The organism is Pseudomonas sp. MF06569 (assembly GCF_059862735.1).
In genome coordinates, this window is record NZ_JCBCUZ010000057.1 from 1 (window position 1) to 4,845 (window position 4,845).

3 protein-coding genes and 1 pseudogene are annotated in these 4,845 nt (G+C 57.2%); 2 read left to right on the forward strand and 2 right to left on the reverse strand.

Translation table 11 applies throughout. The features are described from left to right. Positions 1 to 125 precede the first annotated feature (125 nt). Together AC19YQ_RS24660 and AC19YQ_RS24665 are read right to left on the reverse strand one after the other, a co-directional pair. A pseudogene (locus AC19YQ_RS24660) lies at positions 126 to 596 on the reverse strand (response regulator); the annotation flags it as partial. A 117-nt stretch (positions 597 to 713) separates the two neighbouring features. Then, the gene (locus AC19YQ_RS24665; protein WP_500596156.1) at positions 714 to 1,187 is read right to left on the reverse strand and encodes a prepilin peptidase; all 474 of its coding nucleotides are present in this window, start codon (positions 1,185 to 1,187) and stop codon (positions 714 to 716) included. Positions 1,188 to 1,258: 71 nt separating this feature from the next. On the opposite strand from AC19YQ_RS24665, the gene AC19YQ_RS24670 reads away from it, so the two are divergent. Together AC19YQ_RS24670 and AC19YQ_RS24675 are read left to right on the forward strand one after the other, a co-directional pair. Then, positions 1,259 to 1,717 (forward strand): TadE/TadG family type IV pilus assembly protein, encoded by a 459-nt coding sequence (locus AC19YQ_RS24670; protein WP_500596157.1) that lies wholly within the window; start codon positions 1,259 to 1,261, stop codon positions 1,715 to 1,717. Then, the gene (locus AC19YQ_RS24675) at positions 1,704 to 4,454 is read left to right on the forward strand and encodes a PAS domain-containing sensor histidine kinase (RefSeq protein ID WP_500596158.1); all 2,751 of its coding nucleotides are present in this window, start codon (positions 1,704 to 1,706) and stop codon (positions 4,452 to 4,454) included. The genes AC19YQ_RS24670 and AC19YQ_RS24675 overlap by 14 nt, the downstream gene beginning before the upstream one ends. Positions 4,455 to 4,845: the final 391 nt, after the last annotated feature.

A 4,845-nucleotide genomic window follows, 5' to 3' on the forward strand; every position in this document is an offset into this window, starting at 1 on the left:
AGATATTAGCCAGTACCTGATGCATCACTACAACTGGATCCGACCTCATCAATTTAACGATGGATTGGCCCCAGCGAAAACGGAAGAAAAACTCAAAACCGTGTCCGGGATGAGTTGACCACTACATACAGGTCGTCAATGGATTCGGCCAGGAACTGCAACTTCTGGTTCAGGTGGCCCAACTGATCGCTCTTGTGCTTTTCGCGCAAGATGGCTTCCTGGCGCTGGATGCCCTCAAGCAGTTCATTGAGGTCAACCGGCTTTTGATAGTAATCGGCAATGCCGATACGCAGGGCCTTGATCACATCCTGCTTGTCTGCTCGACCGGTCAACAAAATGCTTTCAAAGGAGCGGTGCTTACCGGCGATTTTTTGCAAGTGTTGAGTCAGTTCGATGCCGTTCATCTCGGGCATGTGCAGGTCGCACAGCACCAGGCCAATCTCTGGATCGGCGATGAAAGCACTGATGGCTTCACGTGTTGAATGGCAGGGCACACAACGGTAGCCGCTGCTTTCAAGAAATTCGCACAGTTCTTCGACAATCAACGACTGGTCGTCGACCACGAGGACTTTTATCAGGGGGGTGGATGTATGCACGCGGTTCTCCTTCCTGGTAAACCAATCAGGGACTTCTGGGTCCACTTGGTTACTGCGTTTGAGTTAAACGTAGACCTACTTTACGACTATGTACAAGGTGTTAATCCCCTCAAACGATTAGCGAAGGAGCGCCATTGTCAGGGTAAACCCGCCCAACAGGAAGGGTGCAAATGGAAGCTTTTTTGACACTGGGACGTGATTGGCAAGTGAAGGGGTCTTAACTCGTTGATTCATTGACGGCAGGATTTTTGACGCAAATAGCCACCACGCGCCAGTACAAAGGCCTGCACCGATGATGGTACCAAGAATTGTCGGACGATCGGTTGCCAGTGCCAGGGCCATCAACAGCTTTACGTCGCCGGCTCCAAGCTTGTTGAGTGCATAGCCGGGCAGTGTCAGTGCCAGCGCGACCAGCAATGCCCAGCCGCCTTCGGCTGCGCTTGCGCCGAGCCAGGTGTGGCCTGTCCATAGCAGATACAGCAATGCCAGTGCCGCCGCGCCAAAGGTCAGGACATTGGAAATATGACGTTGAAGCAAGTCTTGAATGGAACACGCAGCAAACCACACGAACACAACACATAACTGGATCACGTAAAGAACCTCCCTTTTTTACCAATGATTCTATGATGATATTACTGTCGACAGTCAGGGTAGACACCGCCATGAAAACAAGGCTTCCCACAAAGCAGAAAGGCGCCGCGGCGATTGAGTTCGCGCTGGTGTTTATGATTTTTTTTGCTGTGCTCTATGGAGTTGTGAGCTACAGCTTGCCGCTTTTGTTGGTGCAATCATTCAATAATGCGACGGCAGAGGCTGCGCGTCGCGGCATGGCGGTCGATCCTGAGACTAAGGCAGACTATGCGGGCACGGTAAAAAAAGTGACCGAGGAGGTGTTGGAGCAAAAGTTGGGTTGGGTGAGAAAGATTGTAAAAACTGCTCTGGAACCTGACGGTGGTTACGACACTTCAACCAGAGAGATTTATGCCAAGGTCAATCTTAATACCAATGCGTTGAAAAGCATCATGCCAGTACTCAAGCTGGGTGTAATCACGGTGCCTGATTTACCAGAGTACTTGACCGCAGAGTCGAGAATTCAGGTTGAAAACTTTGAAAAGCAGTGAAGGGCTGTTCGGGCGCTTGTTGGGACGGACCGACGAGCGCTTGCCTGAATCCAATGATCCGCAATTGCACACCCATGCGGGCATCCAATTGATGCTCGATCAACACGGCTACGTCACCGACATTCACGGCCTGCAGCGTTATGGCTTGGCGCGCTCAAGCGGCGACGGCGCACCGCGCCTGCTGCTGAGCTACATGGTGCCGGGCAGCACGCTGGCGCTCGAAGGCGTGCCGGCAGACTGGGTGGGCCACAGCCTCGACCTGGACTTTCAATGCGCCGGGCTGCGCGTGGTGCATACCCGGGGCTGGGTTCAGCCCCACGGTGATGGCTGGCTTTTACAGCTGCTGGATATCAGTGACTTGCGCCTTGGCAGCGAGCAGGCGCGCAACCGTGAACGCTGCACGCAACTGACCCTCAGCCTGGGCGAGCAATTGCGTCAGTGCAGTGTGCAGCGCCTGGCGGAAGTGATGCACGAAGCGCTGCGCAGCGTGGCCCAGCATGGTCGTGTGCCCTGCATGGCGCTGGCCGTGCGTGATGATGCGCAGTCCTCCTGGTACATGCACAGCACGTATCACTCGTTTGATGCGCCGCAACTCTGGTTGCCAGAGCAAAACCTGGGCAGCCTGCTCGACCCGCTGGGCGGCAACTCGCCCCAGCGTGTCGAGCGCGACGGCAACCCGCGGCTGAACGATTTGTTTGGCAATGCCGACGGCGTGCTGGTGCCGTACAGCGACCAGCAAGGCCTGTGTGCCTGGTTGATGCTGGGGTTTTACCCGGCATCCCTGCACGGACCGCAGATGAGTGAAAGCGACTGGATGCAGGTGTGCGCGGCATTGGCCGCGCCCCTGCTGGATCGCTTGCGCGAGCAACAGCACCTGCAGCAGCGCGAGCGCATGGAAGCCCTTCAAGGCTTGCTGGGCACGGGGTGGTGGGAGTGGTCGATCACCCACGAACTGATGCAACTGGCCCCGCAACTGGCCGCCAACCTGACTGAGGCCATCGAGCCGCAGTCTATGACCCGCGAGGCATGGCTGGCGTTGTTTCATCCTGCCGATCGGGATGAGCTCTGTGGCCGTTTTAATGAATTGCTGGAGCATGGCAAGGAGTTGTTGCTGTTTGCGCGGATGCATCAACCCCAAAGCACTCAGCCTGCCCAGTGGTATCGAGTCCAGGGCCAGATGCTGGGGACCGGCACCCGGCGGCGTATCGTGGGTTTTATGCTGGATGTCAGCGACATCAAGAATCAACAACAGCAAGTTGCAGCCGCCCATGCGCGACTGGACAACCTTATCGCCAGTTCGCCTGCGGTGATTTACGTGCAGCGTTATGTCGAAGGCGCGCTGTTGCCCGCGTTTTTCAGTGACAGCCTCAAGCCCTTGCTGGGCTGGACGCTGGAGGAGTGCACGAGCGCGACCTTGATCGAGTGGGTCCACCCCGATGATCGGGAGCACTATTTTGAGCGCACCCGCCAGTTACTGCGTGAAGGCAGCACCCGGCGTCGCTATCGTCTTCGCGATCGAGGCGGTGATTACCACTGGCTACTGGATGAAGCCAAGTTGCTACGTGACGACTTGGGCTTGCCGGTTGAAGTCGTCGGGTTGTGGCTGGACATCACCGAGGCCACCGAAGCGGCCGAGCGGGTCAAGAGCAGCGAAGAACGCTATCGAATCCTGGTCGAAGATTCACCCGCCATGATCTGCCGTTACCTGCCCGACCTGACCCTGACCTTTGGCAATCAGCCCCTGGCCAGCTACCTGGAGTGCACGACCGGGCAGTTGCCGGGCATCAATCTGAGCAGTTGGCTGTCCGACGAGCAGCGTGAAGCCTTTGTGCAGCGTATTGCGGGTTTGACTCCACAGTCTCCGGTGAGCTCCGCTGAAATCAGCCTGCAACTGCCGGGTCGCGAATATGCCTGGTGGGTGTGGTCGGACCGGGGGATTTTCGACGAACAGGGCAACTTGCTGGAAGTACAAGCCGTTGGCCGCGACAACACCGAGGTGCGTCGCTCACAGCAGCAACTGACCCACAGTGCGAAAATGGCCACCCTTGGCGAAATGGCCACGGGGCTGGCCCACGAAATCAACCAGCCGTTAAACGTCATGCGCATGGCCGTGGCGAACGTGCTCAAGCGTCTGAGCAACGGCGATGCACAGATCGAATACCTGCAGGAAAAGCTTGCCCGTATCGACGGGCAAGTCCAGCGCGCGGCGCGGGTGGTAGACCACTTGCGGGTGTTTGGTCGTCGCTCGGAAATTGAACAGCAAGTGTTCAATCCTTCGCAGGCGATGGAAGGCTCCGTGGCCTTGCTCAGCGAAGGCCTGCGCGGTAAAGGCGTGGAATTGCGCAGTGAAGGCCAGGTGTGTGACGTGCAGGTGCGTGGCCATGTCGACCAGCTTGAGCAAGTGCTGATCAACCTGATGGTCAATGCCCGTGATGCGCTGATGAGCAAGCGAGAAACCGACCGCGACTTTGAGCCCTGGATTGCCCTGAGTATCGAGTCCGATGCACAGCATGTGTGCCTGAGAGTGGACGACAACGCAGGCGGTATTGACCCGCGTCTGCTGGAGCGGATCTTCGAACCTTTCTTCACTACCAAGCCCATTGGTCTTGGCACGGGCCTGGGGTTGTCCGTGAGCTACGGCATCATCGACAACATGGGCGGGCGGTTGAGCGTCAGCAACACCGGGCACGGCGCCCGGTTTTGCGTGGAGTTGCCGGTGGTTGAAGTGCAGGAGTGAGGTGCTGCGATATTGACGACATTGCGAGTGCTACTCGTCAGCGGCTACATGCAGTAGGCGTGTAGCCGCTGAGGAGCGAAGCGAGGCTGCGATCGGCTGCGCAGCAGTCGTAAAACCCTGCAGCGCGGTGTATCTGATACACCGCGCTGCAGGGGTTTAGTCGCTTTTCGTGATCGGTCGCAAAGAGTTAAAGCACCAACTGGGCGCGACCGCCTTGGTTGCAGGAGAGGTTGGCGCCGACATCGGCGTTACCTAGGGTTATGCCTAGTGTCTCGAGCGGTTAGTTCATTAGCTTATTCTTCATCACACTCAGCTTTGCCATATGTACCGAGCTGATGATGGCCGCTGCGGTCTTTGTCCACTTGAACGGCTTGGCTGAATGCTCGTTATG